Below are 14,105 nucleotides of genomic sequence, written 5' to 3' on the forward strand. Positions count from 1 at the left end.
TCTATTTACAGGGGAGCTGACACCATCACTACAAATTTTCTTCATAATCAGGAGGTAAAATAGTCATTAAAACTACTATTGATATGAAGCTAATGTTATACGTCCTCTTTATGTTCTCACTCACTCTTCCTGCTTGGGCGCAGCAGAAAGATGATTCAGGTCCAGTGCTGTCAGCTAATGATTCCAGTTCACTAGCTGATGAGATAAAGCAAAACCTACATCCACTTGTCCGAAAAGCTATAGTACCAAGTATACTGATCGGGTGGGGAGCCACGCACATGGACGATGAAGGTTTATTCGAGGGCAGCGAAGGGCTTCGCAGTGCCGTTCAGCGCAACTACAGTAACTTTTATACCACCATTGATGATCATACTACTTTCGCACCTGTACTTATGGCTGTAGGGCTCAAGTTAGCCGGCGTGAAGGGTGAGCACCATTTTACGGAGCAGGCGGTATTGCTTGGCATGACCTACTTCCTGAACCGTAGCATTACTAACAACCTGAAAAGCATTACAAAGGTTAACCGACCGGACGGGCTAAGTAACGATGCTTTCCCATCGGCTCACACTAGCACTGCATTTGCCTATGCTACATTCTTTCACAAGGAGTATGGGCGCCAGAGTATCTGGTACAGCATAGCGGGATATTCCTTTGCTACAGCTACCGGAGTTATGCGAATCCTTAATGACCGGCACTGGCTTTCTGATGTACTTGCCGGAGCTGGTATAGGCATACTGTCAGCTGAGGTAGCATACCTGATATACCCGTTATTGCAGCGCAAGATCGTAAATAGTTTTAAAGAGAAGGAGAAACTAAGTATAGCCCCATTTTACAGCCAGGGAGCCGGAGGAATTGCTGTTCTTTACAGGATCCATTAAAGCTTAACAACAATGAAGAAGTAGCAACAAGGCCCCTCTAAATAACTATTAACGCAGGTAACTCTTGTTATCAGGTAAACAATAATATCTTTATAAAATATATTGTTGAGACATTCTCGTCTGTCTAAGAAGGTTTATCAAAGCGCACGAAGAAAAAATCAAAAAACTATAACCTTATATATACGACACCGTAAATACTAACAATTGTTTGGTGAATAAAAAAGTTAGATTAGTTAGATGAAATCAGGAAAGGGGCTGCCAATGGCAGCCTCTTTCCTTTTACTGCTCATGAAGCTCATATAACTTCTCAACCAGTTTTGCCTATACCATAATACCTGCTTTTATAGGCTTATACCTCTACAACCTTAAGCGTACTGTATAAACTTAAGCTTACCGGCACATTTACCTATTCAAGAAATAGCATAAATCGAACATTTTAGAGCGAATTACAGTATTATTTCTAAAATGCTAATATTTTCATGTTTACAGTTGGCTGTACATAAACTATGCTGTAGCTACTGTAACAATTAAACAAATAAAACTATGAACAACATTAGGTTATACTTCTCAATACTGTTTGTACTACTTGCAACCACACTTAGCAGTTGCGAAGTAGTTGGGGATATATTTAAGGCCGGTATGTGGACGGCAATAATTGTAATTGTGCTGGTTGTCGCTATTATAATTTGGCTATTCAGAAAGATCACCAGATAACAAAAAAGGGAGCCTCAGAGGCTCCCTTTTTACTTTTAATACGCGATTAAGCTACTTATTTTTTTTATCTGTCGTTCCTAGAATAAAGTCCCATAGTGGAGAAGACACACCATAATAAGTCTCTGAATCCTTGTAGTGGTGTATGCCATGATAGATCCACAGATATTTCAGAAAGTTTTTAGGTGGAGCATAAGCATGTACAATGTAATGCACAGCCAGGTAAGATGCATAGCCAAACAATATGCCAGCTACTACTCCAAAAACGAACTGCCCGAATATCAGCTTAAAAACAAAAAAGAATATTGATGCATATAACAAGCTTATGATAGGAGGCATAGCCAAGCGCTTCTTATCTTTCGGATAATCATGGTGGTTACCATGAACCGTATACTGAAGGCGCGCTTTTACAGGTGTATCGGTATTCATGTGAAAAATGTAACGGTGAGCCAGGTACTCAATCAAGGTAAAAATAAACCACCCCAGAAAGAAAAGTCCTAAGGCTTCCAGTACATTAATAAAGCTGTGAGTAATTCCATAGTAAAGAAGCCCCGTAGCAATAATCAAAAAGATGGAAATCGGCAGGGCAATATGGGTCCTTGTCATTCTCTCCAGAACCGGGTTCTTGAAAAGTTGAGCTTGTCCTTTATGATTTGGTTTCATGTCGATGAAATTATACGTGTTACTTTGGCTGCGAAAGTACTAAAAAACATTAACAAAACGTTTTAGATACTTTCTCAATGTTTAAACGACAAGGGAGGCTAGTTGTTTAGTAAAGCTGTTATGGCCTCAACAGAGCATACGGATGTCTCTAACTTATAATCAGCAAGTTCATAGTACTGCCTTCTGCTCTCTAGCGTTTCTGCAATAAAAGCTTTTAACTCTGCTTCAGACCTACCCGCCAACAGCGGCCTCACTGATAAATCAGACTGTCGCAGCCGATGCACCAGCTCTTCTACAGACACATCTAAAAAGATACTTGTTCCTTTTTCATTAATTAATGCCATATTATTATGAAAACACGGGGCTCCGCCACCTGTAGAAATTACTGCCTTTTCAAATTCATCCGCTACAGCTTTCAGCGCATCGTGTTCTATCTGGCGAAAACGCTCCTGTCCCTCCTGTTCAAAAAGCGCTGCTATACTTCTATTTTCCCGCTGCACGATATAGTCATCCAGATCCACAAAAGGGTAACTCAGTTCCTGGGCCAGTTGCCGCCCCAGTGTCGTTTTACCGGCCCCCATCAAACCTATTAAAAAAATCAGCACCTTTTATCGTATTTTGAATATATAACATGAACAGCGAAACTGCCCGTTGTTGCAATCTAAAAACAGTAAGCTGTCGTAAAAGCATCAGCAGCATGATTTAAGGCAAACAACAAACTATAAAAGCTGCTGTACCTCCTCTATATCTGGCGTATCGTTATGGTGCCATTTGCCTTTCACGATGCCATTCTGTAGCAACAGAATACCCGGATTAGATCGGATGATAGTTTTAAGCACCGTACCATCTCCAAAGTAATATGGTGCTGCCAAATTTACTTCATGCCGAAAAGCATCAAACTCCTGGCTACTGGACGAGGTAAGTACCATTGGTGTTATATTCTGCAGCTCTGCTGCCTCAATCAATTGGTTTATCTTATCAAAATCTTCCTGATCAGTCTTGTCCACACGCTGTACTATAATAATCAGCTTATTACCTGTAAACACTTCCTGCGTAAAATCCCCCTGGTCGTTCCAGACACTAAAGTCTGTAATTTTAGGTCCATCTTCAGGGTTGATAGCTACCATTTCTTTAAACTTATAGCTTTCATCTGTAGGATACTCCTCAAACTCCTGCTCCTCCCCGTCTTTGGTCATAATGTATTTATAACGTAACGGTGCCGATGCCTTCATTAATGCTGGAAGGTTATTCCCGACTTTATAAGCTCTGAAGTCAATATAAGGTAAATGCTGATAGGCATACCAGCCAATACCAACCGAAAGAATGGCTGTTAAAACCGTAACTGTAGCACCAACTACAGGACGCACCAAAGGCTTCAAACACTGCTGCGTGAACAGCAATATCAGAATCATGATAAGCAACACAACATCTTTAGAGAACGACTGCCAAGGGGCAAGCACAATAGCATCACCAAAGCAACCGCAGTCAGTTACTTTATTGTAAAACGCTGAATAAAATGTCAGAAAAGTAAAGAACACCATCAGCACTAACAGCGCCACTGTTACCTGCTTCAGTTTCCAGCGCACCAGCAAGGCCACCCCCAGCACAATTTCCAAAGAACTCAGTAAAATGGACAGGAACAGCGCATATGGCTTAAACACCAGGAAAAAAGAAGCAATGTCCTCTGCAAAAACTTCGAAATACTCCTCCAGCTTAATAGCCGTACCAACCGGGTCGTTGATTTTGATCAGCCCCGAAAATATGAAAAGCACACCTACAAAAAGCCAGCAAAATTTGCTTATAAACTTCATCTTTAATTATTAAAAAAATTAAGAAAGGTAGAAAGTTGGTTCTTTACCTGCTCTTTAGCGAAGAAACAGCACGTAAATAGCAGGCTACACTTCCTGCACAAATCCTGATTTTATCAGGGCAAAAACAGCATAGTTAATCATGTCGCGGTAGTTTGCCTCCACCCCTTCCGATATAAGCGTCTGGCCTTGGTTATCCTCGATCTGCTTGGTGCGGTACAGCTTCATCAGAATAATATCCGTTATAGAGCTTACCCGCATATCGCGCCAGGCTTCACCGTAATCGTGGTTCTTGGCTGTAAGCAGCTTTATGTTTTCTTCAATCTGCTTTGTGTACTGGCGCTCAACTTCATCAGCAGGCAATGTTATCTCAGCATTTTCCTCTATACTCATCTGGATAAGGGCAATCACGCAGTAGTTAATAATGCCTACAAATTCAGAAGTAATATCGTCTTCTACCATTTGCACACCTTTATCCTGGATAGACCGAATGCGTTGTGCTTTTATAAAAATCTGATCTGTAATAGAAGGTAGCCTTAAAACACGCCACGCTGTGCCGTAATCGGAAGTCTTTTTAACAAATGTATCTTTACAGCGCTGTACTACCTGATTATATTCCCGGAGTGTTTGACTAATCAACTTTTTAGTTTTAATTTTAAAAATAATTGACTCAGATGCCAACATTAGAAGCGAAAGATACGCTTTTTAGAAAAAAAAGTACACTTAACTGCCATGGAAAAATCCTGTCGCTGGACACGCCGCAGGTAATGGGCATTCTCAACGTAACCCCCGACTCTTTCTTTGCCGGCAGCCGCTTAGCTACTATTACCGACGTGCTGAAAAAGGCAGAGAATATGCTGGCAGATGGTGCCACCATATTGGATATTGGTGGCTATTCGTCCAGGCCAGGAGCTGCCAACGTATCTACAGAAGAAGAGCTGGATCGGCTAGTACCCGCCATCAAAGCCATTGTAAAAGAGTTTCCCGAGGCTATCATCTCTGTAGACACTTTCAGAGCACAGGTAGCCGAAGCAACTATAGACAGTGGTGCCGCTATTATCAATGATATTTCGGGGGGAAACCTGGATGAGGCTATGTTTGCAACTGTCGCCCGTTTACAGGTACCTTATGTGCTGATGCATATGCGAGGCACTCCTCAAACCATGGCTTCGCTTGCTGATTATGACGATGTAGTACTTGCCGTAATGGATGAATTGCAGAAACAAGTAGCAAAACTGCACCAACTTGGCGTAAAAGATATTATACTTGACCCAGGCTTTGGCTTTGCTAAAACTATACATCATAACTTTGAGTTACTAAACCGCTTGGACGAGCTCAAAATGTTACAGTTGCCAATTCTTGCTGGCTTATCACGGAAGTCTATGACCTATAAGTTCCTGGGCATTGACCAATCAGAGGCCCTAGCAGGAACAATAGCGCTTAACACCATTGCGTTGATGAAAGGAGCCGACGTTTTGCGGGTACACGACGTAAAAGAAACAAAACAAACTATAGAACTATATAAGAAAACAACGCTTTGATTCCTTTATTTACCATAGGGTTTTTAGAGATCCAGCTGAATGACATTATCGACATTCTGCTGGTAACGGTGCTGCTGTACCAACTGTATAAACTCCTGATGGGTAGTGTCGCCTTAAAGATTTTTCTGGGACTGCTGTCTGTTTACCTTTTGTACCTGGTGGTAAGAGCCGCAGGCATGGAGCTGCTTAGTATTATACTGGGGCAGTTTATGGGCGTGGGCGTGTTGGCTGCCATCATACTCTTTCAGCCAGAGATACGGCGCTTTCTGTTGCTGATTGGTAAGACCACCGCCTTTAACAACGACCGTTTTTTCCGGAGCTTTCCGTGGCGGCGAGATCAGACAGAGAAGATGAGCCTGACACCTTTTATTGAAGCCGCCAAAACGCTGGCTGGCAAAAATACAGGTGCTCTTATCGTGTTCTCAAAAAGTTCTGAGTTAAAATATTATGCTGAGTCTGGTGACCTGATAGACGCTGTAATATCAAAGCGTCTGCTCATGTCTATCTTCAACAAAACTAGCCCACTGCACGATGGCGCTGTAATTATAGCCGGAAACCGCATTAAAGCAGCCCGTTGCATTTTACCTGTGTCAGAAAACAACGAGATTCCGGCATCAATGGGCTTGCGCCACCGGGCAGCTATCGGCTTAACCGAAATTACAGACAGCATTGTACTTGTTGTGTCGGAAGAGACCGGGCAGATTGCCCTAGTACGGAACGGTGAAGCTTATCGCAATTTGTCTTCTGCTGATTTGCGTGTCAAGCTAAACCAGTTCCTGTTCGATACAGATCAGCGCTCTACCTCGGCATCAGCATCTTCCGAAAAGTCAGTTAGTGCTGCTTAAGCTTTAAAAGATAAGCTTTATATCTCTGAGTAATTTGTTGGCTGCAGAAAGAAAATATCTGCATGAGACATATTGTTCTGATATTCCGGCATGGCACTAAGCTTTTTCCACTCTGTATCACCACCAAATGCTTTCCAGTGCTCGTCGCGGGAGGCTTTGTTTTCAAAGGTTGTCATGTACATTAAGTTAGGCATATGGCTACCAGCTAAAACTTCAGCATAAAAAACAGCATTAAAGCCAAGGCGTTTAAAAATACCTATCTCATTACCCTGGTTAAACATCTGCACCTTGTTCTGGTACAGCTTCTCAGTTGGTCCTTCGTAGCTACGCAGCTCATACACTCTTTCATTTTTAGGTGCTTTCAAATCTGGTGCCTGAAACTGTGGCATATCCGGGAAAGCCTGCAGCAAGATAGTTTCAATTCTGCTATAAGCCGGATTGTCATGAGCGGCATCGACATAATCTTTGCCATCTGTAACAAATTTCTGATCGTTCTGCAGGGTCTTTGGCAGCTTAAAGAACTGGTCAGGAGAATTGTACGGGATGTAAACATAAATGCGCTTTCCTGCCGCTGTATCTCCTTCCACTGGTTTGAACACACCTACTTTTTTGATTCCTGCCCGATGCAAAGCAGGTATGTAAGCTTGTTGCAAGAACTTATCAACACGTTCTTCCTGCGCTTTACTTTTCAGGTGATAGATCTTTAACTCGTACAACTCTCTTTCAGGAGCCACACTAAAAGCAGGAGATGAAAACAACAGCAATGCCATTGTCAGGCAAAGTGTACAAAAAGATAAAAGGCGGAAGCGCTTGCTCATATGCTTGTCTAAGCTTTATAAATATGTTGATAATCTTACTAAAGACTCTCTTAAGCACAAGTTCGTCATATAACTTATGCTTTTCTCCTGTCCCAGAAAAACCAATACGCAAAAGGCCCCAGCACCGGAATTATCCACAGCACGACCATCCACGTCAGTCTTTCGTTTAAGGTGTAATTGGTTTTAAAGATAAGATGATATAAACTATAAACTACCATTAGGTAGTTGAGCAAAACGGCAACAAAAAGAAAAGGGTTACGCAAAAATAAATCCATGTGTTATTTATTTTTTAGAAAAGGATTTCTCCTAGAAACCACACCAGGTACATCAGGGCTGGTGCGCACAGCAACAGTACCATTCCCAGGTTTACGCGTGTCCACTGTGGGTTCAACAACATACTGATGTAAGCTTCTGCAGATAACAGCAGCGAGAAGTAAAAAGTGATCTGCAGTAGTGTTCCCACAATATTTACCTCGCCTCGCGCACCCGCTGTGGCATAAGCTAAAAACGACACCACCAACCACGACAGTACTGTGCCGAGCAACAGCTGACCTGCTTTTATCTTTATGTTGTTCATCTTTCCGGTTTTCTGGTTTAGTACAAGTTATAAAAAAAGTAAGCCACTCCCGCATCCAATATAATATTTCTGTACACTGTCTACCCTAAATATCCGACTAACTAATTCGGCACATATTCCAGAATATCGCCGGGCTGGCAGTTTAAGGCTTCACATATTGCCTCTAAAGTGCTAAAACGAATGGCTTTGGCTTTACCTGTTTTTAAAATGGATAAATTGGCTGGCGTTACTTGCACCCGCTCCGATAGTTCGTTCAGCGACATTTTTCGCTTAGCCATCATTACATCTAAATTAACTACTATACCCATTGCTTAAATGGTTAACTCCTTCTCTTGCTGCAACTGTAACCCGACTTTAAAAACTTCTGCCAGCACCAGCACTACGAAACCAACTATTATTGTTCCAATCTTATCTATAAAAGAATCATTTATAACCTGATGCCCAGCTATTGCCATTTGATCGACTATAAGCCGCTGTAAACTACATTTGATAAATAACCCAAAAATGGACCTATTAAAAGCATTATTCTTATCCACCTAATGCGTTGCCTTGGAAAACGCAGCCTTTCCTGAAGGAGTAGAAAATTTTATATAATTGATAGCTAAACCCAAGCACCAGTAAAATGGTAGCTAATTGCAACAGACCATATAATACAATATCTGTTTGCAGCATTTCAGACCACGCAGTTAGCCTCACTTTTACTTTTGTCTCTATAAACTGAGGTTTCAGATCAATTTCAGTCAGGCTGTGGTTCTTGTTTGTTGCCTGATAAATTTGCCCCGGTTCACTTAGCTTAATAGTGTCTTTCAGATATGGCAACTTTTCTCCAGCAGTTTTAAGTGATACATACCAGAAGTTTAAAACAAAGAATATCGTACCTAATAAGGTTGCCTTCCATATAATGTTAAACAGGATGTTGAGGGCTTTTACTGTTTACTTTCAGCGATTGATTCCATAGCAATACTAAATAAGTTTGTTTCATAAAAGTAACATTTATTTGATATCCAACAAGGATTATTTCTGATATTCAATAAAAAAACATTGAATATCAGAAATAACTAAACAAAAAGCCACTCCTAATGTGGGAGTGGCTTTTCTGTATCTGCAAAAAGGAGTTATTTTAACACACCCAGTTCTTTGCCAACTTCAGTAAACGCAGCAATAGCTTGGTCGATGTGCTCCCTGTCGTGTACTGCCGAAAGCTGCACTCTAATGCGGGCCTGTCCTTTTGGTACTACCGGGTAGTAAAAGCCTATTACGTAAATGCCTCTGTCCAGCATACGGGCAGCAAATTCCTGCGCAAGCGGTGCATCGTACAGCATTACCGGCACAATAGGGTGGTCGCCTGGTTTGATGTCAAAGCCAGCGGATGTAATTTGCTCACGGAAATACTTGGTGTTCCACTCCAGCTTGTCACGCAGCTCGGTAGTAGAACTTAGCAAGTCCAGCACAGCAATGGAAGCACCAACTATAGAAGGTGCCAGTGAGTTAGAAAACAGGTAAGGGCGCGAACGCTGACGCAGCATATCTATGATCTCTTTACGACCTGACGTAAAGCCTCCCATAGCTCCACCAAGTGCTTTACCCAATGTGCCTGTTATGATGTCAACCTTACCCATTACATGATGATACTCATGGGTGCCACGGCCTGTCTTACCCATAAAGCCAGTAGAATGCGAATCATCCACCAAAAGCACAGCTTTGTATTTATCAGCAAGGGCCACAATCTTATCTAGCTGTGCCACAGCGCCATCCATAGAAAAAGCACCATCTGTTACAATAATACGATGCTTGGCACCCTGTGCCTCCTGCAGCTTTGCCTCCAAGTCTTGCAGATTATTGTGCTCGTAACGGAAACGCTGTGCTTTACACAAACGAATACCATCTATAATAGAAGCATGATTTAATGCATCTGAGATAATAGCAGACTCCGCATCAAATAACGGTTCAAACACGCCTCCATTGGCATCAAAGGCAGCAGCATATAAAATAGTATCCTCTGTTCCTAAAAACTCTGATATCTTACGCTCCAGTTCTTTATGTATATCCTGTGTGCCACAGATAAAACGCACAGAACTCATGCCATAGCCATGCGTGTCGATAGCTGCTTTTGCGGCCTCAATTACTTTAGGGTGTGCAGACAAACCAAGGTAGTTGTTGGCGCAGAAGTTAAGTACATGCGCCTGCTGTATCGTATCAATATCAGCCCCCTGTGGTGTAGTGATAACACGCTCTTTTTTATATAAACCAGCCTCCTGTATCTCAGCAAGCTGTTGCTCTAAATCCGGTTTTAAAGTTTCGTACATAGTTTCTTTGTTAGTTATTCATTTCTTGTATCAGATAAAGCATTTCCTCGCTAAGCACCAGCAGCATCTTCGCCATTATCTGGCTTAGGTGGTGGGCGGCGAATAATAGGGCGAGGCCGTGGCGGTTTAGGTCGCTCCTCCCCTTGCACAGGGTCTTCTGCTTTTGGTTCAGCTGGCTGCTCCTTCTCTACTCGCTTGTCTTCCGCTGCAGGAGTAGCCTGTGGAGGAATGGCAGTTGGTCGCCGCATTATAGGCCTTAGCCTTGGTAGTTTTGGCTTTTGCCCTCCCGGTTCCGCAGTATTTTCAGGTTTAGGCACTTCAGCAGGCTTTTCATCCGCTAATTTTGCCTCCTCCTGCTCTGGCCGCTTGGTGAGTGCTGCCGGGCGCTTCATAATGGGCCTAGAGCGTGGTGGTTTGGAAGCAGCCTCTTCTGCAGGAGGTGCTGGCTGGGTTTCATTTGCTGGCTCAGCAGGAGCATCTGATTTCTGTGGTGACTTTTGTAAAGCTACTGGGCGCTTCATTACCGGTCTTGGCCTCGGTGGCTTAGGTACTTCCGGCACCTGACCAGCAGCAGGCTGTTCAGCAGAAGCAGCCTTTTCAGCACTATTGTCAGGGGTAGTATCAGCTGGCTTAGTAAGTGCCGCTGGGCGTTTTATAACTGGCCTCGGACGTGGTGGCTTTGTAGCCTCAGCTGTTTTTTCTGGTACAGCATTTTCTTCCGCTGCAGCAGAGGAATCGGCAAGGTTAGCAGTTGACTCGTCAGATGCTTTTTTCAGAGCTGCAGGTCGCTTAATAACTGGCCTCGGACGAGCAGGTTTAGCTCCTTCTGATGATGCTTCCGCCGCTGACCTGCTTTCCTCTAGTTCAGCCTCTGCAGATGCCTTTGCCTCCGGGGCAGGTTTTGGTATAACAGGGCGCTTCACAACAGGCCTTGGCTTAGGAGCCACAGTAGCTTTATCTTCGGATGCCTCTTCTGGTGCAACAGGCTTTGCAGGCTTAGCTGCTGCCACAGCTCTCTTGGCTGCTGGTTTTGGTGCTGCCGTTGTTACAGCAGCCTGTTTCGGTATATGCTCCTCTTTTAGATGATACTTTATGCGCACATTGTTCAGCACCATCTTTACAGCCATATAAAAGCTGTTAGGGTGCATTTGTGCATACATTTCCTCCCAGGCCTTATAACGTACCGTGTCTTCGGCTTCAAAAGCAGCCTTATCTATTCTTCTCTTTATCAGATACTCTTCAAACGTCATGCTTTGTATGTGATATACCTCCACTCCTGTGGCTGCGGCGTAGTACAGGCTCTCGCAGTTTCCAACTTATTTTTCAGAACCAGAAAAGCCTCAACTGCACAAATATAAGAAAATCAGCAGGCTCACACAGCCTGCACTAATCGCTATTTCAGTAATATTATCAAATCTTTAAATCAGATGCCGTCTGTTTTAAGGTCTTCAAACCCGGCTTACCTTTGTCTTAAGGTGAATAATGGTTAAAGTTAGATTAGTTAGATGAGGACGCTTGCTTATGGCAGGCGTTTTCTCTTTTGCACTCTTTCAAGCAACTATTTAATTAAAGCCACAACACACGAACAATCCTTAGGAATGTAGCGCTGTTCCTTTTAGTATTCCTGCCAAAACGGTTACTTTGCACAAACGTTAAATAATCTATGGCAAATACAGGCGATATGGTACTGGTGATTGGTGCCTGCGGACAGCTTGGTTCTGAACTTACTCTTGAGCTACGTAACCTATACGGAGGGTCTAATGTGGTGGCAGCTGACATAACAGCCCCCAAACAAGCTGACTTACGTGACTCCGGTCCTTTTGAGAAAGTAGATGTATTAAATACAGGTGTTTTAGCCGAGTTGGCTTCTAAATATAACTTTACTCAAATCTACCACCTGGCAGCTGTACTTTCGGCCACAGGAGAGCAAAATCCTAAGTTTGCCTGGCGTCTGAACATGGACGGCCTTTTTAACGTGCTGGACTTAGCACTTGAGCGTAAGGTAAGTAAAATATTCTGGCCAAGTTCTATTGCCGTGTTTGGTCCTAATACACCACGCCAAGATACGCCTCAGTATACTGTTATGGACCCGAACACGGTTTACGGCATTAGTAAGCAGGCTGGTGAGCGCTGGTGCGCGTACTATTTCGAGAAGTATGGCCTTGATGTGCGCGGTATCCGATACCCAGGCCTTGTTGGCTATAAGGCCCTACCAGGTGGGGGCACAACAGATTATGCTGTAGATATTTATCATAAGGCTTTGAAAGGTAAAGCCTTTGAGTGCTTTTTAAATAAAGATACATATCTGCCTATGATGTACATGCCAGATGCTATAAAAGCTACTTTGGATCTGATGCATGCTCCTGCAGAGCAGATAACAGTACGCGATTCATACAATGTAGGCGCCATGAGTTTTGCCCCCCAGGAAATTGCTGCTTCCATACGAAAACATATTTCTGATTTTGAAATTACATATCAGCCAGATTATCGCCAGCAGATAGCTGCATCGTGGCCGCAAAGCATAGACGATAGCAAAGCGCAGCAAGACTGGGGCTGGCAACCCGCTTACAATTTGGATACAATGACAGAAGACATACTGCTCAACCTGAAGAAAATGAAGACCGAGCACTTGATAGCTCATTAAAAAGCATCTGTTTAAAACTACTCCAACTCAATGTCTTCTATTCCACAGCAGCAAGATTTTGGCGTGTCGTTGGCGGCCTGCTCAACTTTCTTTCCCAGAAATAGTTTATAGACCTGCCACGTATAAGTCTATCTTTTATGATTGTAAACACTGTACCTGAGGGTTGGGAGGTAATATATCAGCAGGCACATGGAATACTGGCGGCGCAGTTGGCTTACAGCTTAAAACCAGAGCTGCACTGCCCGCACTGGGTTGAAACCATAGTAGCCATTGCTAACCACGACAACCGCCAGAAACACTGGCGAGGCAAAGATGGTCTCACTCCAGCAGGAGCACCCGCCGATTTTACTTTACTGCCTGCTACCTTAGAACAGGCAAAAGAACTTATGCATGCTGTCCGCTTTGAGAGCCGTTGGGTAACCTTGCTTACCTCTATGCATATGAGTTTCCTTTATGAAAGCCAGCGGGATAGAAGTAAGGCAAATGAACTTTTTCTTGATGAACAGCTGGCAATACAGAAAAGCTGCCGGCAGAGCCTCCACATAAGTAAAGAAGAAGCAGAAAAAGCTTATGCCGTTTTGCAATGGTGCGATAGTCTTTCGCTCATACTTTGCCGCAATGAATTACCTGCTGCTGAACGGGTACTTGAGATAGCCTCAGGCCCTGACGGAAAAACGTATTTTGCAAACCAACTGGTAAACCAAGCGGTACATGTAACTCCCTGGCCTTTTGTAAAAGATGAGTTAGAGGTACAGGTAGAGTATCGTGTACTAAGAAAGCTTCAGTTTAATGATGACGCAGAACTGATTGAGGCCTTACACCTGGCAGAAGTAAGATATAAGAACTGGATATTTAGCTCCAAGTAAAGTACCCAAAGCCAATCCCTGTTAACCTATATCTCTGATTCTTCGTCTTTACATCTAGCATCTACACATATAAAATGACATATATAGGAGAATTAAAAAATGACAATATTAGAATCAAACGACAACGAACTGAGAAGGTTAATATTTGAGAAAGACAGAGTTATTGTAAAGTTTATAGATGAAGATTGCCCTGTATGTAGAGCTTTAGCTCCTACATTTCAGAATTTTGCATCAAACCCTGATTACCAAAATATTACATTTGTGCGTATGAACGCCAAGGAAAACCCTGTTTCAAGTAAGGAAGTAAAGATGTCAGGAACACCTTTTTTTGCTATTTACAGAAACGGAACACTTAAAGACTGCGGAATTGTTTCCACTGAAGATGGGCTGCGCGACCTGTTACAAAAGCTCTTATAGCTACATCATCAGAATAAATTAGTTTAGTACA

18 protein-coding genes are annotated in these 14,105 nt (G+C 43.0%); 6 read left to right on the top strand and 12 right to left on the bottom strand.

Annotation, left to right across the window (positions count from 1 at the left end):
* Positions 1-83 precede the first annotated feature (83 nt).
* Positions 84-878, top strand: a complete 795-nt coding sequence (locus tag LN995_RS08675) for a phosphatase PAP2 family protein (protein WP_229960389.1) — start codon at positions 84-86, stop codon at positions 876-878.
* Positions 879-1,643: 765 nt separating this feature from the next.
* On the opposite strand, the gene LN995_RS08680 is transcribed toward LN995_RS08675, so the two are convergent.
* From LN995_RS08680 to LN995_RS08695, 4 genes are all read right to left on the bottom strand, one after another.
* Positions 1,644-2,252 (bottom strand): sterol desaturase family protein, encoded by a 609-nt coding sequence (locus LN995_RS08680; protein WP_229960391.1) that lies wholly within the window; start codon positions 2,250-2,252, stop codon positions 1,644-1,646.
* 98 nt (positions 2,253-2,350) lie between these two features.
* Positions 2,351-2,857, bottom strand: a complete 507-nt coding sequence (locus tag LN995_RS08685; RefSeq protein ID WP_229960393.1) for a shikimate kinase — start codon at positions 2,855-2,857, stop codon at positions 2,351-2,353.
* A gap of 114 nt (positions 2,858-2,971) precedes the next feature.
* Positions 2,972-4,063 (bottom strand): BT_3928 family protein, encoded by a 1,092-nt coding sequence (locus LN995_RS08690; protein WP_229960395.1) that lies wholly within the window; start codon positions 4,061-4,063, stop codon positions 2,972-2,974.
* A gap of 84 nt (positions 4,064-4,147) precedes the next feature.
* Positions 4,148-4,699, bottom strand: coding sequence for a DUF1599 domain-containing protein (locus tag LN995_RS08695; protein ID WP_229960397.1), 552 nt, complete (start codon positions 4,697-4,699; stop codon positions 4,148-4,150).
* 35 nt (positions 4,700-4,734) lie between these two features.
* Here LN995_RS08695 and folP point away from each other — a divergent pair, with 35 nt between their 5' ends.
* The gene (gene folP, locus LN995_RS08700) at positions 4,735-5,601 is read left to right on the top strand and encodes a dihydropteroate synthase (protein WP_229960399.1); all 867 of its coding nucleotides are present in this window, start codon (positions 4,735-4,737) and stop codon (positions 5,599-5,601) included.
* Entirely contained in the window at positions 5,598-6,446 is an 849-nt protein-coding gene (gene cdaA, locus LN995_RS08705; protein WP_229960402.1) for a diadenylate cyclase CdaA, read from the top strand. The genes folP and cdaA overlap by 4 nt, the downstream gene beginning before the upstream one ends.
* 17 nt (positions 6,447-6,463) lie before the next feature.
* Here cdaA and LN995_RS08710 read toward each other — a convergent pair whose 3' ends face one another.
* From LN995_RS08710 to LN995_RS08745, 8 genes are all read right to left on the bottom strand, one after another.
* On the bottom strand, positions 6,464-7,264 hold the full coding sequence (locus LN995_RS08710) for an NIPSNAP family protein (RefSeq protein WP_229960404.1): 801 nt from the start codon (positions 7,262-7,264) through the stop codon (positions 6,464-6,466).
* A gap of 74 nt (positions 7,265-7,338) precedes the next feature.
* Positions 7,339-7,539: a PLDc N-terminal domain-containing protein gene (locus LN995_RS08715; RefSeq protein ID WP_229960406.1), complete on the bottom strand. Its 201-nt coding sequence runs from the start codon at positions 7,537-7,539 to the stop codon at positions 7,339-7,341.
* A 14-nt stretch (positions 7,540-7,553) separates the two neighbouring features.
* Positions 7,554-7,841 carry a hypothetical protein gene (locus LN995_RS08720; protein WP_229960408.1) on the bottom strand — a complete coding sequence of 96 codons (288 nt, stop codon included), beginning with the start codon at positions 7,839-7,841 and terminating at the stop codon, positions 7,554-7,556.
* A 101-nt stretch (positions 7,842-7,942) separates the two neighbouring features.
* A complete protein-coding gene (locus LN995_RS08725; protein ID WP_229960410.1) occupies positions 7,943-8,149 on the bottom strand; it encodes a helix-turn-helix domain-containing protein in 207 nt (68 codons plus the stop codon).
* A 3-nt stretch (positions 8,150-8,152) separates the two neighbouring features.
* Positions 8,153-8,296: a DUF2975 domain-containing protein gene (locus LN995_RS08730; RefSeq protein WP_229960412.1), complete on the bottom strand. Its 144-nt coding sequence runs from the start codon at positions 8,294-8,296 to the stop codon at positions 8,153-8,155.
* Positions 8,297-8,369: 73 nt separating this feature from the next.
* The gene (locus LN995_RS08735; RefSeq protein WP_229960414.1) at positions 8,370-8,660 is read right to left on the bottom strand and encodes a hypothetical protein; all 291 of its coding nucleotides are present in this window, start codon (positions 8,658-8,660) and stop codon (positions 8,370-8,372) included.
* 296 nt (positions 8,661-8,956) lie between these two features.
* The gene (gene kbl / locus LN995_RS08740; RefSeq protein ID WP_229960416.1) at positions 8,957-10,147 is read right to left on the bottom strand and encodes a glycine C-acetyltransferase; all 1,191 of its coding nucleotides are present in this window, start codon (positions 10,145-10,147) and stop codon (positions 8,957-8,959) included.
* A 50-nt stretch (positions 10,148-10,197) separates the two neighbouring features.
* Positions 10,198-11,421, bottom strand: a complete 1,224-nt coding sequence (locus LN995_RS08745) for a hypothetical protein (protein WP_229960418.1) — start codon at positions 11,419-11,421, stop codon at positions 10,198-10,200.
* A gap of 389 nt (positions 11,422-11,810) precedes the next feature.
* On the opposite strand from LN995_RS08745, the gene LN995_RS08750 reads away from it, so the two are divergent.
* From LN995_RS08750 to LN995_RS08760, 3 genes are all read left to right on the top strand, one after another.
* The gene (locus tag LN995_RS08750; protein WP_229960420.1) at positions 11,811-12,791 is read left to right on the top strand and encodes an NAD-dependent epimerase/dehydratase family protein; all 981 of its coding nucleotides are present in this window, start codon (positions 11,811-11,813) and stop codon (positions 12,789-12,791) included.
* 137 nt (positions 12,792-12,928) lie between these two features.
* Positions 12,929-13,657: a DUF3891 family protein gene (locus LN995_RS08755; protein ID WP_229960422.1), complete on the top strand. Its 729-nt coding sequence runs from the start codon at positions 12,929-12,931 to the stop codon at positions 13,655-13,657.
* A 99-nt stretch (positions 13,658-13,756) separates the two neighbouring features.
* A complete protein-coding gene (locus tag LN995_RS08760; RefSeq protein ID WP_229960424.1) occupies positions 13,757-14,074 on the top strand; it encodes a thioredoxin family protein in 318 nt (105 codons plus the stop codon).
* Positions 14,075-14,105 lie beyond the last annotated feature (31 nt).

The organism is Pontibacter silvestris (assembly GCF_020907275.1).
GTDB lineage: Bacteria > Bacteroidota > Bacteroidia > Cytophagales > Hymenobacteraceae > Pontibacter > Pontibacter silvestris.